The organism is Pseudomonas sp. WS 5412, from assembly GCF_012985615.1.
GTDB lineage: Bacteria > Pseudomonadota > Gammaproteobacteria > Pseudomonadales > Pseudomonadaceae > Aquipseudomonas > Aquipseudomonas shahriarae.
Map to the genome: position 1 here is coordinate 81,377 of NZ_JAARMB010000003.1, position 26,809 is coordinate 108,185.

23 protein-coding genes, 1 tRNA gene and 1 pseudogene are annotated in these 26,809 nt (G+C 59.1%); 10 read left to right on the top strand and 15 right to left on the bottom strand.

Annotation, left to right across the window (positions count from 1 at the left end):
- The first annotated feature begins 300 nt into the window (after positions 1–300).
- From HBR94_RS05385 to HBR94_RS05400, 4 genes are all read left to right on the top strand, one after another.
- Positions 301–2,625: a hypothetical protein gene (locus HBR94_RS05385; RefSeq protein ID WP_170044342.1), complete on the top strand. Its 2,325-nt coding sequence runs from the start codon at positions 301–303 to the stop codon at positions 2,623–2,625.
- On the top strand, positions 2,616–3,827 hold the full coding sequence (locus tag HBR94_RS05390) for a hypothetical protein (protein WP_170044343.1): 1,212 nt from the start codon (positions 2,616–2,618) through the stop codon (positions 3,825–3,827). The genes HBR94_RS05385 and HBR94_RS05390 overlap by 10 nt, the downstream gene beginning before the upstream one ends.
- Positions 3,828–3,837: 10 nt before the next feature.
- A complete protein-coding gene (locus HBR94_RS05395) occupies positions 3,838–4,497 on the top strand; it encodes a DUF1266 domain-containing protein (RefSeq protein ID WP_170044344.1) in 660 nt (219 codons plus the stop codon).
- Positions 4,498–4,807: 310 nt separating this feature from the next.
- Complete coding sequence (locus HBR94_RS05400; RefSeq protein ID WP_057445017.1) at positions 4,808–5,563, top strand: DUF4239 domain-containing protein; 756 nt, start codon at positions 4,808–4,810, stop codon at positions 5,561–5,563.
- Positions 5,564–5,720: 157 nt separating this feature from the next.
- Here HBR94_RS05400 and HBR94_RS05405 read toward each other — a convergent pair whose 3' ends face one another.
- Positions 5,721–6,290, bottom strand: a complete 570-nt coding sequence (locus HBR94_RS05405; RefSeq protein ID WP_169960199.1) for a DJ-1/PfpI family protein — start codon at positions 6,288–6,290, stop codon at positions 5,721–5,723.
- A 664-nt stretch (positions 6,291–6,954) separates the two neighbouring features.
- On the opposite strand from HBR94_RS05405, the gene HBR94_RS05410 reads away from it, so the two are divergent.
- From HBR94_RS05410 to HBR94_RS28550, 3 genes and pseudogenes are all read left to right on the top strand, one after another.
- Positions 6,955–8,622: a ShlB/FhaC/HecB family hemolysin secretion/activation protein gene (locus HBR94_RS05410; protein ID WP_178112795.1), complete on the top strand. Its 1,668-nt coding sequence runs from the start codon at positions 6,955–6,957 to the stop codon at positions 8,620–8,622.
- A 104-nt stretch (positions 8,623–8,726) separates the two neighbouring features.
- Positions 8,727–13,679 (top strand): hemagglutinin repeat-containing protein, encoded by a 4,953-nt coding sequence (locus tag HBR94_RS05415; RefSeq protein WP_170044346.1) that lies wholly within the window; start codon positions 8,727–8,729, stop codon positions 13,677–13,679.
- A 71-nt stretch (positions 13,680–13,750) separates the two neighbouring features.
- Positions 13,751–13,834, top strand: a pseudogene (locus HBR94_RS28550) (phosphate ABC transporter ATP-binding protein); the annotation flags it as partial.
- A gap of 741 nt (positions 13,835–14,575) precedes the next feature.
- Here the strand turns inward: HBR94_RS28550 and HBR94_RS05420 are convergent.
- The 9 genes from HBR94_RS05420 to thrS all read right to left on the bottom strand — a co-directional run bounded on the left by HBR94_RS05420 (position 14,576) and on the right by thrS (position 22,030).
- Positions 14,576–14,652 (bottom strand) — tRNA-Pro (locus HBR94_RS05420).
- Between the two features lie 90 nt (positions 14,653–14,742).
- On the bottom strand, positions 14,743–15,099 hold the full coding sequence (locus tag HBR94_RS05425; protein ID WP_170044347.1) for a MerR family transcriptional regulator: 357 nt from the start codon (positions 15,097–15,099) through the stop codon (positions 14,743–14,745).
- A complete protein-coding gene (ihfA, locus tag HBR94_RS05430; protein ID WP_002553164.1) occupies positions 15,080–15,382 on the bottom strand; it encodes an integration host factor subunit alpha in 303 nt (100 codons plus the stop codon). Before ihfA ends, HBR94_RS05425 begins: the two co-directional genes overlap by 20 nt.
- A 3-nt stretch (positions 15,383–15,385) precedes the next feature.
- Positions 15,386–17,764 (bottom strand): phenylalanine--tRNA ligase subunit beta, encoded by a 2,379-nt coding sequence (gene pheT, locus HBR94_RS05435; RefSeq protein ID WP_170044348.1) that lies wholly within the window; start codon positions 17,762–17,764, stop codon positions 15,386–15,388.
- Positions 17,765–17,790: 26 nt separating this feature from the next.
- Positions 17,791–18,807 (bottom strand): phenylalanine--tRNA ligase subunit alpha, encoded by a 1,017-nt coding sequence (pheS, locus tag HBR94_RS05440; RefSeq protein ID WP_057438636.1) that lies wholly within the window; start codon positions 18,805–18,807, stop codon positions 17,791–17,793.
- Positions 18,808–18,915: 108 nt separating this feature from the next.
- Complete coding sequence (rplT, locus tag HBR94_RS05445; RefSeq protein ID WP_003174975.1) at positions 18,916–19,272, bottom strand: 50S ribosomal protein L20; 357 nt, start codon at positions 19,270–19,272, stop codon at positions 18,916–18,918.
- A 29-nt stretch (positions 19,273–19,301) separates the two neighbouring features.
- The gene (gene rpmI, locus HBR94_RS05450; RefSeq protein ID WP_002553160.1) at positions 19,302–19,496 is read right to left on the bottom strand and encodes a 50S ribosomal protein L35; all 195 of its coding nucleotides are present in this window, start codon (positions 19,494–19,496) and stop codon (positions 19,302–19,304) included.
- Between the two features lie 60 nt (positions 19,497–19,556).
- Positions 19,557–20,108 carry a translation initiation factor IF-3 gene (gene infC, locus HBR94_RS05455; RefSeq protein ID WP_169960276.1) on the bottom strand — a complete coding sequence of 184 codons (552 nt, stop codon included), beginning with the start codon at positions 20,106–20,108 and terminating at the stop codon, positions 19,557–19,559.
- On the bottom strand, positions 20,108–22,030 hold the full coding sequence (thrS, locus tag HBR94_RS05460) for a threonine--tRNA ligase (protein WP_057960165.1): 1,923 nt from the start codon (positions 22,028–22,030) through the stop codon (positions 20,108–20,110). Before thrS ends, infC begins: the two co-directional genes overlap by 1 nt.
- Before the next feature lie 349 nt (positions 22,031–22,379).
- Here thrS and HBR94_RS05465 point away from each other — a divergent pair, with 349 nt between their 5' ends.
- Both HBR94_RS05465 and HBR94_RS05470 read left to right on the top strand, forming a co-directional pair.
- A complete protein-coding gene (locus HBR94_RS05465) occupies positions 22,380–22,691 on the top strand; it encodes a hypothetical protein (RefSeq protein WP_029294244.1) in 312 nt (103 codons plus the stop codon).
- Between the two features lie 289 nt (positions 22,692–22,980).
- Entirely contained in the window at positions 22,981–23,193 is a 213-nt protein-coding gene (locus tag HBR94_RS05470; protein ID WP_007905882.1) for a cold-shock protein, read from the top strand.
- A gap of 72 nt (positions 23,194–23,265) precedes the next feature.
- Here HBR94_RS05470 and HBR94_RS05475 read toward each other — a convergent pair whose 3' ends face one another.
- Both HBR94_RS05475 and HBR94_RS05480 read right to left on the bottom strand, forming a co-directional pair.
- Complete coding sequence (locus HBR94_RS05475; RefSeq protein WP_057438633.1) at positions 23,266–23,586, bottom strand: I78 family peptidase inhibitor; 321 nt, start codon at positions 23,584–23,586, stop codon at positions 23,266–23,268.
- Between the two features lie 147 nt (positions 23,587–23,733).
- Positions 23,734–24,039, bottom strand: a complete 306-nt coding sequence (locus tag HBR94_RS05480) for a hypothetical protein (RefSeq protein WP_057438632.1) — start codon at positions 24,037–24,039, stop codon at positions 23,734–23,736.
- A 135-nt stretch (positions 24,040–24,174) separates the two neighbouring features.
- Here HBR94_RS05480 and HBR94_RS05485 point away from each other — a divergent pair, with 135 nt between their 5' ends.
- On the top strand, positions 24,175–24,387 hold the full coding sequence (locus HBR94_RS05485) for a hypothetical protein (protein ID WP_029294233.1): 213 nt from the start codon (positions 24,175–24,177) through the stop codon (positions 24,385–24,387).
- Between the two features lie 33 nt (positions 24,388–24,420).
- Here HBR94_RS05485 and HBR94_RS05490 read toward each other — a convergent pair whose 3' ends face one another.
- Genes HBR94_RS05490 through rbsK form a run of 3 tightly spaced genes read right to left on the bottom strand, consistent with a single transcriptional unit; the run spans position 24,421 to position 26,793 of the window.
- A complete protein-coding gene (locus HBR94_RS05490) occupies positions 24,421–25,449 on the bottom strand; it encodes a nucleoside hydrolase (protein WP_057438631.1) in 1,029 nt (342 codons plus the stop codon).
- A gap of 28 nt (positions 25,450–25,477) precedes the next feature.
- Positions 25,478–25,879: a D-ribose pyranase gene (rbsD, locus tag HBR94_RS05495; protein ID WP_057438630.1), complete on the bottom strand. Its 402-nt coding sequence runs from the start codon at positions 25,877–25,879 to the stop codon at positions 25,478–25,480.
- Positions 25,876–26,793 (bottom strand): ribokinase, encoded by a 918-nt coding sequence (gene rbsK, locus HBR94_RS05500; protein ID WP_170044349.1) that lies wholly within the window; start codon positions 26,791–26,793, stop codon positions 25,876–25,878. The genes rbsD and rbsK overlap by 4 nt, the downstream gene beginning before the upstream one ends.
- Positions 26,794–26,809 lie beyond the last annotated feature (16 nt).

The following is a 26,809-nucleotide window of genomic DNA, read 5'->3' on the forward strand; positions in this document are numbered from 1 at the left end:
GCTATTGGCCGAAAGCCGACGGTCGCGAACGGCAGCAATTGGCCAGAATCAGCCTTCTGAAGTGCCGACCAATCTGCGGGCGATTCACAGTTTCGACCCGCTGCATGCACGTTAATCACTGACTTTGCCCCCCCCGCGTACTCTTGGTTTTTTAAACGCCAACTGGTAGCGTTCGGCACCTCGCTGTATTGCCCGATCCCTTTCGTCATTCGTGACCTGCACGAGAACCGTTGCCCCACTCGAGGGCACCGACGCAGGACGCATCGGGCGATGCACAGTCATTCGCAAATGGAGTTCACAATGACGCAAAGCAGCACCGTGCTGTCGGGCATCCAGCTGGATCAATTCATGGACCGTCTTGAGGTCGAGCATCAGGAACATGGTGTCGACTACCTGTTGGGCCAGCTGCGCGGCCAACCGCTCAAGGCAACCTCGCTGGAGTCGATCGGACGGCTGCACGTGCTGTGGGTCAACGCGGGTGATGCAGACGCGGCCAGGGCGGTACTGGCTGACGACGGCCAGGCACTGATCGAGGCTACGCCTGATGATGAGCGCAACGAACTCAAGGTCAACCTGCTGATCTACCAACTGCGTCTGGGCAACTACTTCAAAGACGAGCAGGGCCTGCTTCAGGCGCTCGACAACCTTCAGCAATTGATCAACGAGCCGCTGCCGTTCGACATCGAGCAGTACCGGCGCTACCGCATTTTCGAAGATCTCCAACACGCCACCCTCGACGTCGCCCTGAAGACCATCGAAGTGCGTCACACCCTTGCCCTGATCAACCCCGACCGTCATGCACTGCGAGCCTGGGACGATGCCGATCAACACCAGCGACGGGCCCAGGCGCTGGCCGCCCATGAACGCGACGAAGAGGCTCGTGAAGCCGCGCTGGCGGCAATTGCCGCGTTACGCACCGCTGGCGAAGATCAGGATGTCGACGGTAACGACTGGCTGTGGCTGGGCGATGCGCTGATCGAAATCGTTCCATTGCGCCTGGCGATGTTCGAACAGCCGGTTGTGCGATTGATCGCCGAATTGTCGCTGCCCCAGCGCCGAGAATGGGAAGTGCGCCTGGCACGTCTGGCCGCCCGTTCATTGCAGGCCCAGGGCGACCTCGCCGGTGCTTTGAAAATCTGTGAAGTGGCGACCCTGAGCCTGGAGTCCGGCGGCGGTGACAACTTCGTTGACTTCCATTTGCCATGGCTGCTTGAAAACGGCCAAATCGACGACGCCGGGCAACGTGCATTCATGGAAATCTATGAAATGCGCGGCGAAATGTGGCCGGGCACGGCCTACTGGGTCCACGATCGCCTGCTCGATGCCGAGGACCAGTCAGCGTGGTGGCCGTTGTGCGTGATACGTGCCTGTGATGATCAGAGAGTGCTGGAGCGCTTCACTTCCGGCCTGCCATGGCGGGACGAGTCGACCCCGTCCATGGGCCCGCTGCTCGATGCACTGCATGACGCGCGCGATGACCTTGAGCAAATTGACAACGTCTTCAGCCTGGCCCTTGCAGAAGCCCGGCGACGCGCGCCGAATCACCCGTGGATCACTCGTCTGGTGGCGGTACGTGAACGTCAGGCCGGGCGCATCGACGCCAACACCGAACTGACGATGCTACGCGAGGCGGTTTCGGCCGGCGATCTGCAGGACCACCGCAGCGTCTACAGCCTGTTCAGCGCCCACGCCAGTGCGTTCGGCATATTCGATGCCTTGCGCCAACCCTTGCCGCTATTGGCCAGTGGCATGTACTACTACAATTTTGCGACTTCCCTTGAAAGCTTGGTCGAAACGCATGTCGAGAAGCTTTCCAGCGAGGAGGCAGATTCGGTCTGGTGGCGGCTGCGGGAAGTGCAAAAGGTTGCCTACGAACATGGCCAGGCCCGTATGGAGCAGTGCTTCGCCAGCGGCCGCGGACACCGCTACGATGCCTGCGCACACCTGTACTCAATGCTGTGCAACAACCTGGCGATCAATTACCGCTGCTACAACGACAAACTCATGGGTCAAGCACTTGAGTTGCATACCCGTGGCATCGCCGCCAGCCCGTTCGCCGAACATTATCAGGGCATCCTCGAAAATCGTATTCTGCTGAACGATAACCCAGGCATCGCCGAAGCCGCCGAGCAGCTATGGCACTACGCAGCCGACTATGGCTACGGCCGCCACGACCCGGAAGATTACATACAGGACGTCACCCGCGCCCTGTTTCGACTGGACCGCGAGCGCGAGATTCTGATCTGGCTGGAGCGCATTCTCAAATGGCAGGAAGAGCGCGAAATCAGCGACAAGGACCTGGAGTACTCGCCGCTGTTCGCACGGATGAAAATTGCCATGTACCTGTCATACAGCCTGCCGGAGGCGGCCACTAACCTGTGGTTACGTTACGCGCCGGTCATCGATGAACGCTCTGAATCCTCTCTGCTGGCTTGTGCCGGCGATGTGCTCAAGGGGCTCGAGCGCAAGGCAGAGGCCGTGGCCTATTATCAGCGCTCCATTCTGCGCAGTGATCCGAACAACGAAGTTGATCGGGGAAACAATGAAATGATCCGCCAGTGCATCGCCGAACTGCAGGCGCCGGCAAAACCGGCCGGCAAAGCCTGGTGGCAGATATGGAAGTGACACCGGAGCTGCGAACGTCCGGTTATGCCCCGCGCAACGCACTCAATGCCGATCAACTCAAGCGTGGCATTGCCGAGCGCAGCAAGGCCCGAGGTGATGCGCCAGAGGTGGGCAAATGGTTGCTCAACCATTTTTACCGTCATCTGGTCGGCAATTTCGAGCCTGCGCGGCGAATCCTGAGCATGGAGCAGGCTATCGAGGCATTGGGAGCCGAGCCGCCGTCCTGGGTGGTTGGGCATTTGAGCGATGCAAAAAAAGATTCACTTGCCCCGCTGGTCTGGGTCGATCCGCAGCAGGCGCCATTGCTGGCGCTGGAAGCCTTGCTGGTGGAGTTCCTGACCTCGCGTCAGGGCACAGCACTGGCGGGCAAGCTCGAACGCATCAACTGCCCCCAGGCGTTGATGCTGTGGCAAAAGGAACACGCGCAGATGGCGGCGCGTGTCGAACAAGGCTGGCGCCAGAGCCAGCCCGAGGCCTTGCTTGCGCGGGTGAACACCGCTGAGCACGTATTGCAGGAACTGCGTCCCGAAAGCTCCTTGCTGCGCGCGGAAATGGCCTTTGAAAGCTACGTGATGCGCCACTGTCTGGGCCAGTTCGCCGATCGCCGCGCCTTGACTGGCGGCTACGGCGAGCGCTATGCCGAAGCGGTCGAACAGCAGCGCATGCGCGTGTTCAGTTTGCGTGACAGTCAGGGCCAGCCACACATCACCATCAGCCTGATCGTCCAGGCCGACGGCACCTTGACGGTCGAGCAGGTAAAGGGTAAGCAAAACCGGCCTCCGGTGGAGCGCTATTACCAGGACCTGCTGCAGTGCCTGAATGCTCTGGACACCGACCAGCAGACACCCGCCGACTGTATCGCCATCGGCATCGTGCGTACCGAAGCCGGCTGGCTGCGTATCGAGGAGGTCAACGACCCGACCGCCCAGACTCGCCTGGTAGCCCGATATCCGCAACTTTATGAGCGCCTCGATGCGCCATCCGCCATGGTCGAATGGCTGGTCGCCGGGCGTCAGCCGCAGCAATTCCTGCAGGCTGCCCCGAAGGCGGTGTCGGTCAAGTACGCCATCCGGCACATTTTCAGCAAATACATTGAGCGTCAGCCCAAAGACCCGTTGTACCTCACCGAAGGTGTGCCGTGGCCTGAAATGACCTCGCCAATGGCCGAGGAAATCCTGGCCTGGCAGGCCCGGGCAAGGTAAGGAGAGCGGGATGTTTTTGCTTATCGCAGTTGTTGTTTCAGCCTGGATGTTGTGGCGAGCATTCAGACCGCGTGGCGCCCAGTTGTTCAGCCAACGCAGGCACTGGTCGCTGCTGCTGGCCAGGCCCATGGCTGATGCGATGGAAGTCGAGGGTTTCTACTCGTCGGCGTGCGATCACTTCACCGAGCAAGCACAGACGATTTTACGGGCAGCGTTGTTACACCAGGCCGGGATACGCAGCAATTGCAATGACGAAGCCGTGCGGTCGCACTTCAGTGCGACCCTCGAACAGCAGTGGTACAACCTCGACCTGCAGGCGCTGATAACCGGTGATGAGCCGCGTGCGGCCATGGCCTTTGCCTGCGTTCGGGTGGCGTTTCTGGTCCGTTGTGCGCTGCTGATGCGTTGGCTCGAGCCCGACCTCGCCTGGCGTGTGCTGCTGCTCAATGCACAGCGGGCGCAGGACTGTTTCGACAGTTGGGAGGAATTCGGCAAGGCCTATCAGCAAGGGCGCGAGCAGTGGGTGGCGGCGTTTCGCGTCGACTCGCTGGGCGAAGCATTCCATGAGCAGCATCTGCGCCAGTTGCTGACGCCCGGCAGCGGAGCTTGGGCCGATGCCCCCTGGAATACGCCTGCGGCGCTGACCCCGGCTCTGGCGGGAGCTGCGTAGCTATTGTCGCTGGAGCTCTCACCGCTGGAGGCGAGCTTGGTTGAAAAGCTCTTTCATTGCTAGATCAGCCGAGGCCTGGAGTCGCTGTTCATGAATGGCTTTTCTCGGCCATAAGCAGACGGTCCTGATCTGTTGCCTCTAACGATTGGCAGAGCTCGACCAATATCTACCGATGATCAGCGTTGGCGTTCATACCAATATGGGGGGCATTCCCGGAGTGCAAACGCGGTATCTGCCGAGCAGAATTCGGAGAGAACCGCCAACGGTCTATCCTTCAAGACTTGACTCCAATTGATCAGGGCGCTGATAAATGAACTCTCTCTGGATAGCACTGGCCATTTTTGGGTGCCTCGTTGCTGCCTCGCTTCTCATGATGCACTGGTACCCAAAGCTGGCATCCCGCCACAGGGATGACGACACTAACTCCGTAATTCGTCTAGTAGCCAACATTTTTGTGGTTATGACATCGCTGGTCTTTGGTTTGATGATCAATTCTGCCAAAAACACTTTCGAGTCCATTGATGCAAACTTCCATGGATATGCAACCAGCATGATCATTTTTGATCGGACACTGCGGGGCTATGGCGATGCGGCACAAGACACCCGAAACCGTCTGATCCTCTATCTTGAGCGTGCTATCGAGACCCCGTATCGGGGAGACGAGGCGCTGCAGCATCGTAACAGCGAGGCGGCTAAATACCTGGATGATATCGGCAAGTCTTTGGCTCTTATAATGCCCCCGGACCGCTACCATGAAACGATGCTTCAGGATATTCGTCAGCAATATCATTCGCTCATCGAGCAACGCTGGAGGATCGTAGAGCAGTCAGAGGGAGCGATTCCTGGCCCGCTGATTGGGATGCTTGTTGCCTGGTTGACGCTCATTTTCGCCAGTTTTGGATACCGCGCTCCCCGTAATTCGATGGTGATCGGAATGTTCATTATCTCGTCATTGCTCATTGCGGCTTCCGTTTACCTTGTTTTGGACATGGACGTGCCATTTCATGGTCCTATCCAGATATCCGACGAGCCCCTGCGCAGGGCGCTCGCAGTAATGCAACTTTAGGGGCGCGAAAAGCTCTGGCGTTCTGAGTCGTGGCCTCGAGGCGGACCAAGCCTAAGTCCGCTTCGGGCCGAATGCTGCCCCTCATGACAGGCAGAAATCGCCCATGAGCGGCCATCCGAACACATCACCTAACCGGCTGTTTTGTAGGATGACGCAGTCACCGATGTTCCGCTGCCAACATTGATCTGAATTGAGAAGTGGTCTCGGAAGATAGCCCGGCAGCTTCGAACACTGCGCAGGTGAAGCTAACGGGTGCAGGGCCTGGAGCAGTTATGATGCGGTCTGCAACCACAGCTACTGGGCTGCTTCGATAAAGCGTGCCCCCCTCATAACCCATGGCATTCTGCTGCAGGAAGTCAGCGCTGTTCGATGTATGAGGAACGGTGTCGAGAAGGCTGGCCCTGGCAAGTGCCAGCGTTCCCCCACAGATACCGGCAATTGTCGCTCCACTTGCACGACTAGCATGAAGAAACTCCCGAATATCAGGTGCTTCTGCACGTTCCCAGACCACTCCTCCAATCACGACTACAACGTCCGGTTTCCAGTCCAGACATTGTTGCAAACTGCTCTCGACCGTTACCGCCAATCCACCCTGCGAGCGAAACTGCCCCGTAGCAGAAGCGAAAAACCTGACATCGATCCCGTAAAACGGAGACGCAGTTCCAGCAATGAAAGCGTATTCCCAGTCCGCAAAACCGGGTGTCAGTATCAATCCCACACGTGCCATCAGTCAGAATCCTCCATGAATGCCAATAACATATGGCGACAACACACATACATCAAGGGCAGCTATGGGGCGAAAGGGGACACCCTTAACCGCGCGCACTACATCGGGCATATGCGCTCGATGTTACCAAGCAAGCGGAGCAGGCTGAACAGGACGTTGTCTTGGCAAATGGTGCGCGGCCAACCAGTTACAAGCATCACGGCGAAGGCCGCGTGCAGTAACGGGGCAAGCGCAAGATTCGCTACCGGTGCCTGGAGGAGAGTAGAGAACAGAATGCCGATGTTCAGCTGTTTGTATTGAACAACCTGATGCTAGGCCCAGCGGCTTTTGTAAAAGGCAAAGGGGTAAATACGTCTGAAAAGCAGGGTTGATCGGTGAGTCAGCAGAATGAGGGCAGAAATCGCCTCATGAAACGCCCAAACGAGTTGTCGCCTGGCCCTCCCGCACCACCTCTATGCATTTATTTTGTGAATAACGCGGCATTCCCCACGTTTTACGTAAAAAGTCCTGCCACTGATGTAACAAACAGTTTAATGATGGCTCAACTGTGCAAAATCCCTGAGTTCACCGTTTGGCTAATGGGTATGGATTGTACGTATTTCTACGTTAAGGATGTCGAGTGCCGAATCAGCCCTCAACCCAACGCCAGTATTGTATCCAGAGCCTGGGCGTCGCCCTGCTCTGCCTGTGCGCGCTGCCGGCCGCCGCCGATGGGCCGCAAGCGGGCCAGGAAGCGCTGCGCTTGCAGCAGCAACAGCAGCGCGACTTGCAGCAATTACACCTGGAGCAGCGCCAACGGCAACTGCAACGCGGTAGTTTCGGTACGCAAGCGGCCACGCCGGCCTTGCCAACAGACATCGCCAAAGATGAACGCTGCTGGCCGCTAAGTGGCACGCGCCTGGCCGGAATCACGCTGTTCAGCAAGGCTGAGCTGAACAAACGCATCGAACCCTACGTGGCGCCCTGCATGGGCGTCACCCAGATCAACCGCCTGCTGGCCGAGATCACCCAGCTGTATGTGCAAGCCGGCTATATCGCCAGCCGCCCGTACCTGATCAGCCCACCGGCGGCCGGACAGTCGCTGGATATTCACGTCGAAGAGGGCTACCTCGAAGCCATCGAACTGGCCGACCAGAGCCTGCCGGTGTCGTTAGGCGGCGCGTTCCCCGGGATGCTCGGCAAGCCGCTGAACCTGCGCGATTTGGAACAAGGCCTGGACCAGCTCAACCGCCTGCGTTCGGTGGACCTCACCGCCGACATCGCCCCTGGCAATGAAGCTGGCGCCTCGCGCATCATCCTGCGCTCGCGCAGCACGGCGTCACGCTGGGGGCTGGGGCTTGGAGTGGATAACCTCGGCAGTGCCGGCACGGGGCGTGATCGCAATGCCATCAACCTGAGCCTGGACAGCCCGCTCAAGCTCAACGATTCGCTCAACCTGAGCTTCAGCGACACGCTCAACCACGGGCCGCGCTACAGCCGCAGCAACAGCCTGTTTTATTCCATCCCTTACGGGTACTGGACCTACAGCCTGTTCGCCAGCCACAACGAATACCGCTCGCCGTTCAAGCTCAGCCGCGCCACGTTTTACAACAGCGGCCGTACTGACCAGGTCAGTTTGCGCACCGACCGCGTGCTGTGGCGCGACCAGGGCCATCAACTCAGCGCCAACCTGCAACTGGCCTACAAGGACGTCGACAGCTACCTGCAAAAGGTTCGCTTAGGTATCCAGAGCCCGACGCTGACAGTGGCCGAGGCTGGCCTGAATCTGTTCTGGCTCAACAGCGCAGTGTGGAACCTCGACGTCAATTACGCCCAAGGCCTGACATGGTTCGGCGCCGACCGTGATGCTGACCAAACGCAAAAAAACCTGCCCCAGGCGCAATTCCATAAGTACCGCGCCAACCTCACCCAATGGCGCAACGGCCAATGGCTGGGGCAACCGTGGCAGTGGCAGAGCCAGCTGTCGGCGCAATACAGCCCGGATGCGTTGCCTGCCATCGAACAACTGCTGGGCACCGACGATTCGGCGGTGCGTGGCTACCGCGAAAACATCGCGTCCGGGGCCATCGGCGCGGTATGGCGCAACACCTTGCGCCTGCCGCTCACCAGCGACCTGCCGGTAAAAATCACCCCGCGCCTGGGCCTGGACAACGGCTGGATCAAGCGCGAACACGGCGCTCAAAGCCTGCGCCTGAGCGGTGCCAGTGCCGGGCTCAACCTGAGCTGGAAAAACGTGCAACTGGACCTCGATTACCAACGCAACCTCAACACGCCCGCTGGGTTTGGCCAGGAGCCGGAGGTCTGGCTGACGCGCCTTAGCGTACAGATTTGAGCAACACCTGTTTAGCCTGAGTTAACCGCCGTACCTGACCACCACAGCAGCGTTGCAACGAACAACGCACGTCGCGGATCAGCCAACACAGAGCGAATTTATTTATGCCGACTGACACCCATACATTTCACCTTTCACCCCAGGGCAAACTGCGCTGGGCCATCGCCAGCCTGTTCCTGCTACCGCAGCTGGTCCTGGCCGGTGGCTTAACCGTCGTCGAAGGGCCTGGCGGTACGCCGCAGCTGCAAAACCAGGGCGGCGTGCCCATCGTCAACATCGTCGCGCCGAATGCCGGCGGTCTGTCCCATAACCAGTTCCTGGACTACAACGTCGACCGCCAGGGCGTGGTGTTGAATAACGCCTTGCAGGCTGGTCAATCGCAACTCGCCGGGCAGCTGGCTGCCAACCCGCAGTTCCAGGGCCAGGCGGCGAGCGTGATCCTCAACGAAGTGGTGAGCCGCAACGCCTCGGCCATCAACGGCGCTCAGGAGGTTTTTGGCCGGGCTGCCGATTATGTGCTGGCCAACCCCAATGGCATTTCCGTCAACGGCGGCAGTTTCATCAACACCCCAAATGCCAACCTCGTAGTGGGCCGCCCTGAGCTCAACGACGGCAAGCTGCAAGGCTTGAACACTCGCGATGCAAGCGGCCACCTGACGGTGCAGGGCCAGGGCCTGCAAAACGGCGCGGGTTCGATCAACCTGATCGCGCCGCGTATCGACAGCGAGGGGCGCCTCAGTGCGCGTGACCAATTGAACCTCACGGTCGGCCGCAATCAGGTCGACTACGCCAGCGGCCAGGTGCGCCAGGTCGACCCGGCGAGCAAAACCCAGGACCAGCGTATCGACGCCCGCCTGTTCGGGGCAATGCAGGCCGGCCGTATCAATATCATCAGCACCGCCGAAGGTGCCGGGGTGCGCGTGGGCGCGGTGCAAGTCGAGGGCCGTGATGGGGTGAAGGTCAGCTCGGCCGGCGACCTCGATATCAGCGGCCAGGTCCACGCCAACAGCCTCGACGCCACCCGCGCCGGTGTGCAGAGCCGCCAGGGCGATGTCGACTTGCACAGTGCCAAAGACTTGAGCCTCGCCGCCACCGACGTCGGCGGACGCAACGTCAAGCTCGACGCCGGCCGCAACCTCACTCTCAGCAGCCTGGAAAGCAAAAAGCTTCAGGAAAAACGTGAGCAGTGGAACAACAGCAACTTCCTGTTCACCTACGAAACCTATGACCGCACCACCACCGACAAGGACTCGCGTCAGCACGCCAACAACGTCGTCGCACAACAAAATGCCACGCTGTCGTCCGGCGCCAACACCGAGATCAAGGCCAGCAAGGTCGAAGCAGGCGACGCATTGCGCGTCGACAGCGGCGCCGACCTGCAACTGAGCGCCGCCACCGAGACCCACGAAACCCGCGACCAGGGCAACCACCGCAAGCACCTGTGGAAAGCCAACTGGGACAAGTCCAGCAGCGAACAGCGCAGCGTCACCAGCAGCCTCAAGGCCGGCAAAGCCCTGGAACTGACCAGCCAGCAAAAACTGCAACTGCAAGGCGCCGAACTGAAATCTGCGGGCGATATTCAATTGGCCGCTCGGCAAGTCGACATCACCAGCGCCAGCCGTACCCAGAGCAGCAGCGACAACGCTTACTCCGGCGACCTGACTGGCGGCAGTTTCTTCGGCAAGAACGGCGATGGCGATAAGGGCAAGACCCTGAACACCGGCAGCAAGGTCAATGCCGATGGCAAGCTGATCGTCAAGGCGGACGACGTGCGCATCAGCGGCAGCCAGGCGCGTGGTGGCCAACAGGCCAGCGTCATCAGCGACAAAGGCTCGCTGGTGATCGACGGCGTGCAAGACACCTCCCACGACAATAGCTACAGCAACGACAGCAAGTTCTTTGGTATCTCCAAGGATGAAAGCCGCAAGAACCTCAAGGACAGCACCGTCGTCGCCAGCAACCTGCGCTCGGACAGCAACCTCAAACTGCAAAGCGCCAAAAACATCAGCGTCAGCGGCTCCAAGGTCTCTGCGGCAGGCGAACTGCAAGCGAATGCCAAGGGTGACATCAAAGTCGCGTCGGCTGAAAACACCTCTCACACCACTACCAGCACTCACACGCGGGGTTTCGATGGCTACGCCAAGGAAACCGCCGACGGCACGCGCCAGTACCGCGCGGGTGTGAACTATGCAGACCAGCAGCACGCCAGCAAGACCGACACCACCCAGCAGCAAGCTTCCAGCCTCAGCGGCGGCAGCCTGGCCGTCACGGCCGGTGGCGACGTGAGCATCAAGGGTTCCGAGCTAAAGGCGACCCAGGGCGATGCGACCGTGAGCGGCAAAAACGTCGAGCTGTTGGCGACCGATGACAGCACCCGTAGCCAAACCGACACCACCACCACCGCTGGCGGCGTGTATTACACCGGCGGCCTGGACCGAGCCGGCAATGGTGCGCAGTTCAGCCACCAGAGCAGCAATGACACCAGCCACAAAACCACCGCGCAAACCAGCAGCGTGGCGTCGGCCGGCACGCTGACGATCAACGCCGGCAACACCCTGACCAGCCAGGGCGCGCAGGTGAAGGCCGGTTCTGAGTTGCAGGTCAACGCGGCGCAGGTCGATAACCAGGCGGCGCATAACACCGAGACCGGCACCCACAAAGAGAACGGTTGGACCGCCGACGTCGGCGCCAATGTTGAATACAAAGGCATCACCCGGCCGATCGAAAAAGCCGTCGACGGCGTGGCCCAGGCCAAATTCCATCAGCCCGGCCTGCTGGATGCCTTCGAGCAACCGAATGTCGGACTCGATGTGGAAGTCGGCCATACCAACAAGACCCGCACACAGCAGGACAGTACCGCCGTGGTCAGCCAGTTCAGCGGTAGCACGGTGCAGGTCAATGTCGCCAACACCGTGAAAGATGAAGGCACCCAGTACCGCGCCAGTGAGGGCGGGCTGAAGATCAACGCCGGCGAGCACCTCGCCACGACGGCCGCCAACACCCGCACCAGCAGCGAGCAAGGCGTTGACGCCAAAGTGGGCGTGCGCGTCTACACCACCACCGGTGAAGACTTGAACGTGCGCGGCAATGGCGCAGGCGGCAGCAGCGATGGGCGCGAATCCAGCAGCACGGCGGTAGTCGGCAGCTACGCCGGGGCCCAGGGTGTGAACATCGAGACCCAAGGCGACGCGCGTTATGAAGGCAGCCAATTCAACGGCGGCCAGGCGGGCGTCAACCTCAAAGCCGGTGGCGAATTGGCGCTGAACCAGGCCAACGATACCCAAAGCAACACCAATAACAGCCTGCGCGGCAGCGGTTCTATGACCGTGGGCACGGCCCCGGGCAGCAACGGTACGAACGCCAGCCTCGGTGCCGGCGTGCAACTGGACGACAAGCGCCTGAACACCCAGGACAGCCAGGCGCGTGTCGCGACGCTGCAGGGCAACGGCCCGATCCAACTCAGCAGCGGTGGCGACATGACCCTGCAGGGCACTCAGGCCGGCAGCAGCACCGCGAAGACCGGTGACATCAGCCTCAACGCTGGCGGCAAGCTGAATCTGCAAGCGGCCACCGCTACGCACGTGAGCAGCGGCAGCAACCTGGGCGGCGGCCTGACGGTCGGGGCCGGCAAGACCAGCAGCGCTGAAAGCAGCGGCACCACCGGCAGCCTGAGCGCCAATTTCAACATCGGCAAAGTCGCCGAAAACGACCAAGGCGTTAGCGTCGGGCAGTTGCACAGCAACGGCAAAGTGAGCCTCACCAGCGGCGCCAACGCGGCGGATGCGATCCACCTGCAAGGCACTCAGGTGGTGGCTGACAGCGTCAATCTGGATGCGCAAAACGGCGGCATCCTGCAAGAGTCGGCGCAATCGACCCAGGCGCATAACAGCTGGGGCGTGACCCTGGGCGCAGGCGGCAGCGGCGGCAAAACCACCCTGGCCGACGCCGGTGAACATGACACCCCCAAGACCCAGCACGGCATCAATGCGCGGGCCAAGGTCGACGTGGATCACCTGCAAGGCACCACCCAGCACGACAGCCTGATCAAGGCGAATAAGGTGGTGATCAACAGTGCCGGTGACACCCATCTGGCCGGCGCGCGAATTGAAGCCGATCAGGTCAGTGGCAATGTCGGCGGCGACCTCGTCGTCGAGAGCCGCAAAGATCAAGTCAGCAGCACCCAGGTCAACGTCGACGCCAAGCTTGATGTCGAGAAAAACCAGCCCGGCGTGGTCAACAAACTGGCCAAGGCCAGCGGCCCGCTCAAGGACAAGGTGCAAGCCAAGACCGAGGGCGCGTTTGACAAGCACCGCGAAAAGCTCGAGAACGCCGTGGACAAGGGCACCGAGCACCTGGCCTCGGCCAAGGACAGCGTGGTCAACAGCGTTGGCAACGCCAAGGAACGCCTGGGCGAAAAACTCACCCGCAGCGGTAGCTACGACGTGAACCCCGAGCCCCGCGGCGCCTTCGGTACGAGCGTGGACAAAGCCAAGGCTTACCTGGCGGACAAGAAGGATGCCGTGGGCACTCGCCTGTCCGACCTCAAGGAAAAGGCCTGGCCAAAAACCACTGACAGCTACGCCGTCAACGGCAAAAACACCACCGGCAGTTCGATGGCCAATACCACCGAAAACGTGCTGTTCGGCGACAAGAGCGGCAACACGTCCTACACCCCGACGTTGAACCTGGACGTCAGCCATGTGGTGAAAGACAGCGTCACTCAAGCGTCGGGCATCCGCACGCAAGGCGTCAACCTGCAGGTGAGTGGCGAAACCCACCTGACTGGCGCCCGGATCAGCGCGGACCAGGGCAAGGTCGACCTGGGTGGTTCCAAGGTCACGGCAACGACGTTGGCCGGCAGCGATTACCGAGCGGATGTCGGGCTGAACCTGTCGAAGTCACCGGTCAACCTGGTGCTGGGCGCCAAGGACGAATTGACCCAGAAACAGGACGACGCCATACGTAAGGATCAAGCCTTCAACCTTGGACCGCTGAGGGTCGGCGGGCACAGTGATAGCCAGGCGTTACAGGCCGGGATTGATCAGCAAACCCATTAACTAGCAATCCACTCGTGGAAGCAGGAGGCTATCCTGCTTCCACTACTGATCGCGTAAACACCAAAATCCGTATGCGTGAATTAGAGTTTTTCTATATTAACCAACGCTCGCTGAGATCCATCGACTTCCACGAAAAGCACATATCCGCCATCATCAGGCACCCGCGGAACCCAAAGAACGTGAAATCGAAAAAGCGTACGAAACAGTGCTCAAGAGTGCTTTAGCACGGACTGCAAAACTAACGCACCTATCGCAAAAGCAGCTGGCTGCAATCATTACGCGACCAAGCAACGAGCAGATCGCAATCAGTGTGGCCAATATTTTGGAGGGAGAACCTGCACAACCTTCCGCGTCAGAAATCGGACCTTCCAACTCTCTAGAGCTAGCCGCACAGGAAGTCGAGGCTCACAGGGCCATGACCCCTACCCCAGTACGACCAGAAGCCCAATTAGAAGAGGAACGCTCCATTGAGCTTGATCAGGGCTACCCTCCTGACACATCGAGCCCAGGCGATGCGATAGAGCTTCCCGGAGAACCCGAGGCGACTGACCTGCCCGAGCTTCGGCGCCAGATAAACTCCGTTGCTGGGGCGAGGCTCCAAAAGCGCAAGCACCCTCCCCGCGCTATGCTGAAGCTGCTTCCGCAACCTGGTTCTACGCCTCAAGTCGAAGGAGTCATCTCATTGGATATCAGGGAGGTCGATGATTGAATGTCACATCGCTCCGGATGTTCAGCACTCCCCATCCTAATCATCACCACTTCCTCAAATTCTCACACGACGGAAATGTAGGATTCTGAGTAGGGCCAAAAGTGGGGGCAAATTTTTCTTTCGCACAAAATCAGCAGACACAAAAAAATCCAACCACCGCTAAGTGATTGGATTTTTTAAAAAAATATGGTCGGGACGGAGTGATTCGAACACTCGACCCCTAGCACCCCATGCTAGTGCGCTACCGGACTGCGCTACGCCCCGACTAGGCGTGAAACTGGGTTCGCTTCGTAACGAAGCGATCAGGAATATACCGCAAGCATTTGAAATGTGGAAGTATTTTAAAGGCTTGTTTCACTTTTTCAAAACCACCAGCACATCTTCCAGTTCGGAGATCATCTGGCGGATCAATTGCTTGTATTGGGTGGTGTCGTCTTTGGCTTCATCACCGGACATACGCTGGCGTGCGCCGCTGATGGTGAACCCCTGGTCGTACAGCAACGCGCGGATCTGTCGGATCATCAGCACATCCTGGCGCTGATAATACCGACGGTTCCCGGTGCGTTTGACGGGGTTGAGTTGAGGAAACTCCTGCTCCCAATAGCGCAGCACGTGCGGTTTTACCGCACATAGCTCGCTGACTTCACCAATGGAGAAGTAGCGTTTGCCTGGGATGACGGGTAGCTCGTCGTTATGACTTGGTTCCAGCATAAGCCTCAACTCGGGCCTTCAACTTCTGCCCTGGACGAAAAGTGACCACACGGCGAGCCGTGATCGGGATTTCTTCTCCCGTTTTTGGATTGCGGCCAGGCCGCTGGCGTTTGTCCCGCAGGTCAAAATTGCCGAAACCGGACAATTTGACCTGTTCGTTGTCTTCCAGAGCGTGCCTGATTTCTTCAAAAAACAGCTCGACCAATTCCTTGGCCTCGCGCTTGTTCAGACCCAACTCTTCGTACAGACGTTCCGCCATCTCAGCTTTCGTCAAAGCCCCCATACGTCACTTCCTTAACGTGGCGTTCAACCTTTGTTCGAGCGAGGTGAGGATATTTTGCGTCGTGGTATTCACCTCATCGTCATTAAGAGTGCGCGATGGATGCTGCCAGGTCAAGCCAACTGCAAGGCTTTTTCTATGCGGATCAATGCCTTTACCCTGATAGACGTCAAATAGCCTGAGGTCCGTCAGCCATTCGCCTGCATTTTCTCGGATTACTTCCAGCACGGCACTGGCCGCCACATCACGATCCGCCACCAGGGCGAGGTCACGACGCACTTCCGGGAAACGCGACAGCTCGCTGAATTTAGGCATCTTGCCCGCAGCGACTTCAGCCAACACCAACTCGAAGACGAACACCGGACGGTCAAGACCGAGGGTTTTCGACAGTTCAGGGTGGATAGCGCCAACGAAACCGACCAGGCGGCCTTCACGCTCGATGCGCGCAGTCTGGCCTGGATGCAAGGCCGGGTGGCTGCCCGGAACAAATGCGAAGGCATCCAGCGCGCCGGCAAAGCCCAGCACCGCTTCCACGTCAGCCTTGACGTCGAAGAAGTCCACCGGATCGCGCCCCTGGGCCCAACCCTCAGGCAGACGGCTGCCGCAGACCACACCGGCCAGCATCGGCTCCTGCTTCAAGCCGTCCAATTGGCCGACAAAGCGCAGGCCGCTTTCGAACATGCGCACGCGATCCTGCTGACGATTCAGGTTATGGGAAAGTGCTTTCACCAGGCCTGGCCACAGGGACGAACGCATAGCCGCCATGTCGTTGGAGATCGGATTGGCCAGCAACAGCGGCTCGACACCCGGGCTGAACAGTTCGAACTGCTTGGGATCAATGAAGCTGTAGGTCACCGCTTCCTGATAACCGCGGGCGACCAGCAGACGACGCAGCTCCGGCAGGTGCGCACGGGCTTCGGTCTTGGGCTGTGGGGCCAGGCGCGCTTGCGGGTAACGAACCGGCAGACGGTTGTAGCCGTACAGGCGGGCCAGTTCTTCGATCAGGTCGACTTCAAGGCTGATATCGAACCGATGGCTCGGCACTTCTACGCGCCACTGCCCTGCCCCATCAGCGCTGATGCCCAGGCCGAGGCCGGTCAGCAGACTGACGATTTGCGCTTCTTCGATCACCAGGCCGAGCATCTGCTCGACGCGCTGGGCGCGCAGCGTCACTGGTGCAATCGAAGGCAAGTACTGCTCGTTGACAGTCTCGGTAATCGGGCCAGCTTCACCGCCGGTGATTTCCAGCAGCAGGCCGGTGGCACGCTCCATGGCTTCACGGGCCAGTTGCCAGTCCACGCCACGCTCGTAGCGGTGCGAGGCATCGGTGTGCAGGCCGTAGGAACGGGCCTTGCCTGCCACAGCGATCTGGTCGAAGAACGCGCTTTCAAGGAACACGTCACGGGTCGTCGCCGACACGCCACTGTGCTCACCCCCCATCACACCGGCAATGGCCAGGGCGCGGGAGTGGTCAGCAATCACCAAGGTATCGCTACGCAGGGTGACTTCCTGGCCATCGAGCAAGACCAGCTTTTCGCCTTCCTCGGCCATGCGCACGCGAATCCCGCCGTTGATCTCGGCCAGATCGAAGGCGTGCAGCGGTTGACCCAGCTCCAGCATCACGTAGTTGGTAATGTCGACGGCGGCATCGATGCTGCGCACGTCGGCGCGACGCAGGCGCTCAACCATCCACAGCGGGGTCGGCCGGGACAGGTCGACATTGCGAATGACACGGCCCAGGTAGCGCGGGCACGCGCTTGGCGCCAGCACTTCGATGGAACGCACTTCGTCGTGGACGGCCGGGACTGCGGTCACTGCTGGACGCGTGACAGGCACGCCGTACAGCGCACCGACTTCACGGGCCAGACCGGCCAGGGACAGGCAGTCGCCACGGTTCGGAGTCAGGTCGACTTCGATGCTGGCGTCTTCCAGGTCGAGGTAGGCACGGATGTCCTGGCCCACGGGCGCATCGGCCGGCAGCTCCATCAAGCCATCATTGCCTTCGCCCACCTGCAACTCCGCCTGGGAGCACAGCATGCCGTTGGACTCGACGCCACGCAGCTTGGCTTTCTTGATCTTGAAGTCACCGGGCAGTTCGGCACCGATCATCGCGAACGGGATTTTCAGGCCTGGGCGCACATTTGGCGCACCGCACACAACCTGGAAGGTTTCAGCGCCGTTGCTGACCTGGCACACACGCAACTTGTCGGCGTCCGGGTGCTGTTCGGTGCTGAGCACCTCGCCCACCACTACACCGCTGAAAACACCGGCGGCCGGCGTAACGCTATCGACCTCAAGACCGGCCATCGACAGACGAGCAACCAGCTCATCGCGATTTACCTGCGGGCTTACCCAGCCACGCAGCCATTGTTCACTGAATTTCATCCTGCTCTCCTAAAGGTTCGTTACGACTAGCGAAATTGCGCGAGGAACCGCAAGTCGTTGTCGAAGAACAGGCGCAAGTCGTTCACGCCGTAACGCAGCATGGCCAGACGCTCGACGCCCATGCCGAAGGCAAAGCCCGAGAACTCTTCCGGGTCGATCCCGGACATGCGCAGCACGTTGGGGTGAACCATCCCGCACCCCATGACTTCCAGCCAGCCGGTCTGTTTGCAGACACGGCAGCCTTTACCGCTGCACATCACGCACTCCATATCGACTTCGGCGGATGGCTCGGTGAACGGGAAGTAGGACGGACGGAAACGTACCGCCAGCTCTTTTTCGAAGAACACCCGCAGGAATTCTTCGATGGTGCCTTTGAGGTCGGCGAAATTGATGTCGCGATCAACCAGCAGGCCTTCGACCTGGTGGAACATCGGCGAGTGGGTGATATCGGAGTCGCTACGGTACACACGGCCTGGGCAGACGATGCGGATCGGCGGCTGCTGCGATTCCATGGTGCGGACCTGTACCGGCGAGGTATGGGTGCGCAACAGCATGTTCGCATTGAAATAGAAGGTGTCGTGCATCGACCGGGCCGGGTGATGGCCTGGGATGTTGAGCGCCTCGAAGTTGTGATAGTCGTCTTCGACCTCAGGGCCTTCGGCAATGCCGTAGCCGATGTGGGTAAAGAACTGCTCGATACGTTCCAGAGTCCGGGTCACCGGATGCAGACCGCCAGAGGTCTGGCCGCGGCCAGGCAGGGTCACGTCAATGGACTCGGCGGCGAGCTTGGCCGCAAGATCGGCCTCCTCGAACAACGCCTTGCGCGCATTGAGAACCTCTGTGACACGCTCCTTGGCAACGTTGATCAGCGCACCGACTTGCGGGCGCTCTTCGGCCGGCAGATTGCCCAGGGTCTTCATCACCTGAGTCAACTCACCTTTCTTGCCAAGGTATTGAACCCGGATTTGCTCCAGGGCATTGATATCTTCAGCGCTTTGCACAGCCTCAAGAGCTTGAGCGACCAGCGCGTCCAGGTTTTCCATGTACAGACTCCAGATACAAAATAGGGGAAGAGCTTGAAGGCTCTTCCCCTATTTATGACGTTTACCACCTTGGACTACGGAGTAGCCCAGGGTGACTGTCGGGGGTACTTAAGCCAAGGTGGCTTTAGCTTTCTCGACAATCGCAGCAAACACCGCTTTTTCGTTCACGGCCAGTTCAGCCAGAACCTTACGGTCGATTTCGATGGACGCTTTTTTCAGGCCAGCGATGAAACGGCTGTAGGACAGACCGTTAACACGAGCACCAGCATTGATACGAGCGATCCACAGAGCGCGGAACTGACGTTTTTTCTGACGACGGTCACGGTAGGCGTATTGGCCTGCCTTGATTACCGCTTGCTTGGCAACACGGAATACGCGTGAACGCGCGCCGTAGTAGCCTTTAGCGAGTTTCAGAATTTTTTTGTGACGCTTACGGGCAATGACGCCACGCTTTACACGAGCCATGAGTTACTTCCTCTATTCTTGATCCAAAATTAACGAAGGCGCAGCATGCGCTCGACTTTTGCCACGTCAGACGGATGCAGCAAGCTGCTACCGCGCAGTTGACGCTTACGCTTGGTCGACATTTTGGTCAGGATGTGGCTCTTGAAAGCGTGCTTGTGCTTGATACCGTTAGCAGTTTTCAGAAACCGCTTAGCAGCACCACTTTTAGTCTTCATCTTTGGCATGTTCGGATACTCCGCATTCAGTTGATAAACATAATCAGAAGGCCTGCCGTGCCCTATTGATTACTTCTTCTTTTTCGGGGCGATGACCATGATCAGCTGGCGTCCTTCCATCTTAGGATGCTGTTCGACGGAACCGTACTCCAGCAGGTCAGCTTCAACCCGCTTGAGGAGTTCCATACCCAGCTCCTGGTGGGCCATCTCACGGCCGCGGAATCGCAAGGATACCTTGGCCCTGTCCCCATCACTCAGGAAACGTACCAGGTTGCGCAGTTTTACCTGGTAATCCCCTTCCTCCGTCCCTGGACGAAACTTGATTTCTTTAACCTGGATCTGCTTCTGGTTTTTCTTGGCTGCGGCAATCTGCTTCTTCTTTTCGAAGATCGACTTGCCGTAATCCATCAGCTTGCAGACAGGAGGTACAGCATCGGCGGAAATTTCCACCAAATCGAGCTTGGCTTCTTCAGCCTTAAGAAGCGCGTCTTCAATTGACACAATCCCAAGCTGCTCACCCTCAGCCCCAATTAACCGAACCTCGCGTGCCGAGATATTCTCGTTGATCGGGGCTTTCGGTGCAGCTCGTTTATCTTGTCTCATTTCACGCTTAATAGTAATTACTCCGAATCTGGGCGACCACGCCGGGAAACCGCTTGCGCGAGGAACTCAGCGAACTGGGCGACGGGCATCGAGCCCAGGTCAGCACCTTCACGAGTACGCACAGCGACAGTCTGCATCTCGACTTCCCGATCTCCGATAACCAAAAGATAGGGAACCTTGAGCAAAGTATGCTCGCGGATTTTAAAGCCGATCTTTTCATTTCTCAAGTCGGACTTGGCACGAAATCCGCTTTCGTTGAGTGTTTTTTCAACTTCAGCAGCAAAATCGGCCTGTTTATCAGTGATATTCATGATCACTGCCTGTGTCGGAGCCAGCCACGCAGGGAACGCGCCCTCGTAGTGCTCGATCAGGATCCCGACGAACCGTTCGAATGAGCCGAGGATCGCCCGGTGCAGCATAACCGGGTGTTTACGGCTGTTGTCTTCGGAGACGTATTCGGCTCCCAGACGGATCGGCAGGTTAAAATCGAGCTGCAAGGTACCACATTGCCAGACACGGCCAAGGCAATCTTTCAGCGAGAACTCGATTTTAGGACCGTAGAAGGCGCCCTCACCCGGCTGCAGATCGTACGCAAGGCCCGCACTATCTAGCGCAGCGGCCAGTGCAGCTTCGGCGCGATCCCACAACTCGTCGGAACCGACGCGTTTTTCCGGACGAGTGGACAGCTTCATTTCGACGTCGGTAAAGCCGAAATCGCGATAAACGTCCATGGTCAGCTTGATGAACGCGGCGGATTCGGCCTGCATCTGCTCTTCGGTGCAGAAGATGTGGGCGTCGTCCTGAGTGAAACCGCGCACACGCATGATGCCGTGCAGTGCACCCGATGGCTCGTTACGGTGGCACGCACCGAACTCGGCCAGGCGCATCGGCAGCTCGCGGTAGCTCTTCAAGCCCTGATTGAACACTTGCACGTGGCAAGGGCAGTTCATCGGCTTGATGGCGTAGTCGCGGCTTTCCGACTCGGTGGTGAACATGTTGTCGGCGTAGTTGGCCCAGTGCCCGGATTTCTCCCACAGGCTACGGTCAACCACTTGCGGCGTCTTGATCTCCAGATAGCCGTTTTCACGCTGCACCTTGCGCATGTACTGCTCAAGCACCTGATACAGGGTCCAGCCGTTCGGGTGCCAGAACACCATGCCCGGCGCTTCTTCCTGGAGGTGGAACAGGTTCAGGCGCTTACCGATTTTACGGTGATCGCGCTTCTCGGCTTCTTCGATGCGCTGGATGTAGGCCGCCAGCTGCTTCTTGTCAGCCCAGGCGGTGCCATAGACCCGCTGCAGTTGCTCGTTTTTCGCATCGCCGCGCCAGTAGGCACCGGACAGCTTGGTCAGCTTGAACGATTTGAGGAAGCGCGTATTCGGCACGTGCGGGCCACGGCACATGTCGACATATTCTTCGTGGTAATACAGGCCCATGGCCTGTTCGTCCGGCATGTCTTCCACCAGACGCAGCTTGTAGTCCTCACCACGGGCAGTGAACACGTCGATCACTTCGGCGCGTGGCGTGACTTTCTTGATGACGTCGTAATCTTTCTCGATCAGCGCGTGCATGCGCGCTTCGATGGCGGCCATATCGTCCGGCGTAAAAGGACGCTCGTAGGCGATATCGTAATAGAAGCCTTCGTCGATGACCGGGCCGATCACCATCTTCGCGGTGGGGTACAGCTGTTTGACCGCATGGCCAATCAGGTGCGCGCAAGAGTGGCGAATGATCTCCAGCCCCTCTTGATCCTTGGGCGTGATGATTTGCAGGCTGACGTCGCTGGTGATCAGGTCGCTGGCGTCAACCAGCTTGCCGTCGACCTTGCCGGCCACGGTGGCCTTGGCCAGGCCTGCACCAATGGATGCGGCGACCTCGGCTACGGAAACCGGATGATCGAATGAACGTTGACTGCCGTCGGGAAGAGTAATAGTTGGCATGGCGCCTCCTCTCCTAGTGGTGACCCCTACCAAAGGTCACGTGGGTTGGGATGAGCCAGTACAAGATCCAACACCAGGCCGTTCATTGCTGAACGCCTGCCTTACAGCGGCAGGAGCCTTTCGGCCAACCGATAATCGAACCAGAGTGACTGGAGTTAAACAAAAAAACCCGGCACGAAAAAAGCCAGGTCGCTGATGCTAGCACAGATGAACGGTCATAGCGCCGCCCCACCGCCGCGCAAAGGCAAACTCCAGGCTTTTACAGGCAAAAGTGAACTTGGGCTGTACGTCAGGCCTCAAACACACTGAAAATCGCCGTCCGTCATCTCGACTCAAGGAGCATCTAACCATGCGCAGCACCTCGATCTTCGCCCTTGCCGCTTCCCTGGCCCTGTTCTCCATTGGCGCTCAAGCCGCCGCCCCGTCCAACTGGCCTGCAGGCGCCCGGGATAGCTTTGTCCAGGACTGCAGCGCCGCCGCCAGCCAGAACGTTGATGCCAAAACCGCCAAAGCCCATTGCGAATGTGGCGCGGATAAAATCAACGCTGAATTGAGCACTGCGGAAATCAAGGAACTGATGACCAACCAGAACGCCAGCGCGGAGCTGAAAAACAAAGCCGTCGCAGCTATTTCGTCCTGCAAGGTCGTGAAGAAAAAGTAAGCGTGGCGAGAAATCAGACCGAAAAAATGGCCTGAAAACCCGCTGAAAACTGCTATTTCTCACAATTTACATTGCTTTTACGGCTTTTTTTACTAGCTGATATTTCTCGCTAAAGCCCCGTAAACCGGGGCTTACAGCCATCCAGGGCACTGCAGAAAACGCGTTTGATTGGCAAACAGTGCCTTGGGGGGGCTCCCAAGCCGGACATTTCGACTATGATAGCCCAGTGTGCCCAGTTGGCCTGAGCAGCACAGTACTACTGAAAATATATGTTTCTTGGAGATACACCATGTCTAATCGCCAAACCGGCACCGTTAAATGGTTCAACGATGAAAAAGGCTTCGGCTTCATCACTCCTCAAGGTGGCGGTGACGACCTGTTCGTACACTTCAAAGCTATCGAAAGCGACGGTTTCAAAAGCCTGAAAGAAGGCCAAACCGTTTCCTTCGTGGCTGAGAAAGGCCAAAAGGGTATGCAAGCTGCACAGGTTCGCGCAGAGTAATCTCTACGCCGATCTAAAAAACCCCGTCCATGTGACGGGGTTTTTTATGAGCGACACAAAAGCGTTGTGTTATCAGCCGCAGTTGACGCGGGTGATCACTAGATTGTCATCGGTGTTGAGGTTCAGGCGATCGGAACGGTATTCGAGGGTGATCATGTCGTTGGGCTTGAGAATACGGGCATTCTGCGCACCGGCACGGGTACGGGCCTGCTCCAGCAATTGCGGCGAGGCCTTCTGGCCGATGGCGAACTGCGCAGCCTGCGATTCACAGCGCGTGTGAACAGGCTCAGCCGCGGCCGTGTCTTTGGCCGGCTCGGAGGTACCCGAAGTACTGCAACCCGCGAGGACGGCTGCCGCCAACAAGGTACCGAATGATGCGAGCTTCCAAGGCATGAAGCCTCCTTTGATAAAAATGGACAGAGATCGTGCGACCGTGATTTGGCCAATTGGTTTCAGAATTGTCACAATTGGCTGTAGGCGAGTCTGCCTGACTCTACGCCACGGCCTGATGAATCAATCGTCACCAGATATGAATAAATCTCAGTAGATGTCGATGTAGTCAAACGGCGGCTTTGGCCAGTTCTGCTTCAGCGCATTGAAAATCTGCATCACCCACACCTCATCACTGGCCGCCACCTTGCCGACATAGCCAGACCCAGCTGCCCAGGTCTCCAGGCGAAACAACAACCCATCAATCTGCATCCCTCCCACCACACAGGAAGAGATATAGGCGATACCGGCCTTGGTAACCCGTAGCTGGGTGTGCTGATCGTCGCTGGCACTGGCAATCATTTGGCGAACAGCCTCCAATGTGAGGCTCTTGGGGTTGGTCAAGTCGATGTGCACGTGGCGTGTCCTGGTAATTAAACAGGGGGCCAGTGTCGCACAGCGTCCCCCTCATGCCTAAGTAGCAGTGCCAAACGCAGCGCAAAATGGTTAACTCTGCAGGCCTGTCCAGCCTTTGCGAGCCGCGAGAACCCGATGACCATCGTTACCATCAATGCCGACATCAAAGCCAAGTGGCCCCAAGGGCAAAGCTCCTACAGCCCCGGCAGCCCGGAAGAGTTGGCGATCATCGGCATCGACCTGTTGGTCAAGGAGCTGGGCACCCAGGCAGCGCAGGCCTTTATCGGCCAGATATTCGAGAAATACCCGGCCGACCATATGGGGGTCGAAGACCCTCTGCGCGAATAGTTACCGGTCGACGAGCGCCGACCGGCAGGCAGCTTACTTCAGGCGCGCAAGGCGCTCGGTGAGCAAGTCGAAAAAGCCCTGGGCGTCGCCGTTTTCCACCCAGAACACGTTTTTATCGTGCTTGAGGCCATCGTACCAATCGACGATGGTCTGGCCGAACGTCGGGCCTTCGCGGCTATCGACCACCATGTTGGCCTGGCGTCCGGTGAACAGCTCGGGCTTGAGCAGATAGCCGATCACGGTGGCGTCATGCACCGGGCCACCCGTCATACCGTAGTGCTCCATATCCCCTTTGACGTATTCGTTGAGAATACTGCCCACTATCTTGCTGGCGTTGTTGTTCAAGTCGGCAATCTGCTTCAGGCGCGCTTCGCTGGTGAGGATCTTGTGGGTCACGTCCAGCGGCAGGTAAGTCAGCTTGACGCCACTTTTGAGGACGATTTCAGCAGCCACCGGATCGGCAAACAGGTTGAACTCGGCCACCGGCGTAATGTTGCCGCCGTTGAAGTGCGCGCCGCCCATGACCACCACTTCCTTGATGCCCTGGGTGATTTCCGGTGCCTGGGTCAACGCCAGGGCCAGGTTGGTTTGTGGGCCTAGCATGGCAATGGTGATGCTATGGGGCTTGGCGGTGCTCAGGGTCTTGATCAGGTAGTCGACCGCATTGCCTTCGGCCAGGCCTTTTTTCGGCTCGTGCACGGTGACACCGGAAATACCTTCCTTGCCATGGATATTCTCGGCATAAATTGGCGTGCGCAGCAGCGGCTGTGGCGCGCCGGCATACACCGGAATCTCTTCACGCCCTGCCCACTCACGGGCCAACCGTGCATTGCGCGAGGTCTTGTCCAGCCGCACGTTGCCGGCCACGGTGGTCAACGCCCGGATATTCAGCTCCTGCGGGGACGCCATCGCAAACAGCAGCGCGACCACATCGTCAGCGCCCGGGTCGGTATCAATGATCAGGTCGATTTTTTCCGCCGCCTGGGCGCTTGCAGCAGTTAGCACGGACAAAAGCAGCACACTCCGAAACAGGTGTCGCAGGGTTGGGGTTCTACGTTGCATGACGCACTCCTTGTCATTGTGGGAAACGCTAGAAAGTCACGCCAGACACCAGCGCGATATTACAGTAGGGCTGGCACTCGCCTGTGCGCACCACCGCGCGCGCCTTGTGGCTGAGCAGCTTGAACGCGTCATGACTCAGCAAGCGACGCTCGCCCAGTTCGCCCTGGTCCAGGGCATTGAGGTCAGCCAGCGCCGGTGGCTGCTTGTGCAAGAGTTCCTCGGCCAGTACGTGGCTTTCCACCTGCATCTCGCTGAGCACCACGCGCAAGGTGCTGATGAAGTCAGGAATACCCTGGGTCAGCGCCAGGTCGATCAACTCCACACCCGGCGGCACTGGCAGGCCGGCATCGCCGATCACCAGGATGTCGCCATGACCAAGGGAGGCGATCAGCCGCGACAGGGCAATATTGAGCAATGGGGTCTTTTTCATGGGCGAACAAAGCCTTGGACGTCATGCAGCGTAGGAATAGAGGGTTGGGCTCCGGCGCGGGTGACCGACAGGGCCGCCGCGACCTGGCCAAACCGGATGGCCTCGGCCTCGCTCTGGCCGCTGGCCAGCGCTGCCGCAAAGCCACCGACAAAGGTGTCGCCTGCCGCCGTGGTATCCACGGCCTGCACTTTGGGCGCCAACAGGTGCTCGAACCCTTGGCCGTCGGCGAACAGCGCCCCCTGCGAACCCAGGGTCACGATGACCTTGCCCACCCCGGCTTTGAGCAGATGGGTCGCCGCAACCTTGGCGGAGTCCAGGGAGTCGACCGGCACCCCGCTCAAGGCCGATGCTTCACTTTCGTTGGGGATCAGGTAGTCAATGCAGGCGTACCAGTCTGCCGGCAGCGGGCCGCTGGCGGGCGCCGGGTTGAGGATCACCGTCTTGCCCAACTCACGGCCACGCTTGAGGGCATACCCCACGGTGTCCATGGGCACTTCGAGCTGGCAGACAATCACCTCGGCCGCCTGCAGCACGGCGTCGAACGCCAACAGCGACGCGGGGGTCAGTTGGCCGTTGCTGCCGGCCACAATCACGATCGCATTCTGACTGCTGTCATCCACCACAATCAGCGCGACACCACTGGAACCCGGCACCTCACTGACGGCCTGACAGTCGATCCCTTCCACCAGCAATGCATCGCGCAATTGAGTGCCGTAGGCATCGCTGCCTATGCAGCCGATCATCGCAACCTCAGCCCCCAGGCGCGCCGCAGCGACCGCCTGATTGGCGCCCTTGCCGCCCGGGACAGTGGCAAACGACTGGCCAACCAGGGTCTCACCGCCGCGAGGCAGCCGGCTGGCCCGGGTCACCAGGTCCATGTTTAAACTGCCTACTACCACTACTGTTGCTGGCATACGTCAATACTCATCA

Bases quoted from the DNA above. Each gene is read 5' to 3' on its own strand.
- HBR94_RS05385 (WP_170044342.1), top strand. From the start codon at position 301: ATGACGCAAAGCAGCACCGTGCTGTCGGGCATCCAGCTGGATCAATTC.
- HBR94_RS05390 (WP_170044343.1), top strand. From the start codon at position 2,616: ATGGAAGTGACACCGGAGCTGCGAACGTCCGGTTATGCCCCGCGCAAC.
- HBR94_RS05395 (WP_170044344.1), top strand. From the start codon at position 3,838: ATGTTTTTGCTTATCGCAGTTGTTGTTTCAGCCTGGATGTTGTGGCGA.
- HBR94_RS05400 (WP_057445017.1), top strand. From the start codon at position 4,808: ATGAACTCTCTCTGGATAGCACTGGCCATTTTTGGGTGCCTCGTTGCT.
- HBR94_RS05405 (WP_169960199.1), bottom strand. From the start codon at position 6,290: ATGGCACGTGTGGGATTGATACTGACACCCGGTTTTGCGGACTGGGAA.
- HBR94_RS05415 (WP_170044346.1), top strand. From the start codon at position 8,727: ATGCCGACTGACACCCATACATTTCACCTTTCACCCCAGGGCAAACTG.
- HBR94_RS05425 (WP_170044347.1), bottom strand. From the start codon at position 15,099: ATGCTGGAACCAAGTCATAACGACGAGCTACCCGTCATCCCAGGCAAA.
- ihfA (WP_002553164.1), bottom strand. From the start codon at position 15,382: ATGGGGGCTTTGACGAAAGCTGAGATGGCGGAACGTCTGTACGAAGAG.
- pheT (WP_170044348.1), bottom strand. From the start codon at position 17,764: ATGAAATTCAGTGAACAATGGCTGCGTGGCTGGGTAAGCCCGCAGGTA.
- pheS (WP_057438636.1), bottom strand. From the start codon at position 18,807: ATGGAAAACCTGGACGCGCTGGTCGCTCAAGCTCTTGAGGCTGTGCAA.
- rplT (WP_003174975.1), bottom strand. From the start codon at position 19,272: ATGGCTCGTGTAAAGCGTGGCGTCATTGCCCGTAAGCGTCACAAAAAA.
- rpmI (WP_002553160.1), bottom strand. From the start codon at position 19,496: ATGCCAAAGATGAAGACTAAAAGTGGTGCTGCTAAGCGGTTTCTGAAA.
- thrS (WP_057960165.1), bottom strand. From the start codon at position 22,030: ATGCCAACTATTACTCTTCCCGACGGCAGTCAACGTTCATTCGATCAT.
- HBR94_RS05465 (WP_029294244.1), top strand. From the start codon at position 22,380: ATGCGCAGCACCTCGATCTTCGCCCTTGCCGCTTCCCTGGCCCTGTTC.
- HBR94_RS05470 (WP_007905882.1), top strand. From the start codon at position 22,981: ATGTCTAATCGCCAAACCGGCACCGTTAAATGGTTCAACGATGAAAAA.
- HBR94_RS05475 (WP_057438633.1), bottom strand. From the start codon at position 23,586: ATGCCTTGGAAGCTCGCATCATTCGGTACCTTGTTGGCGGCAGCCGTC.
- HBR94_RS05485 (WP_029294233.1), top strand. From the start codon at position 24,175: ATGACCATCGTTACCATCAATGCCGACATCAAAGCCAAGTGGCCCCAA.
- HBR94_RS05490 (WP_057438631.1), bottom strand. From the start codon at position 25,449: ATGCAACGTAGAACCCCAACCCTGCGACACCTGTTTCGGAGTGTGCTG.
- rbsD (WP_057438630.1), bottom strand. From the start codon at position 25,879: ATGAAAAAGACCCCATTGCTCAATATTGCCCTGTCGCGGCTGATCGCC.
- rbsK (WP_170044349.1), bottom strand. From the start codon at position 26,793: ATGCCAGCAACAGTAGTGGTAGTAGGCAGTTTAAACATGGACCTGGTG.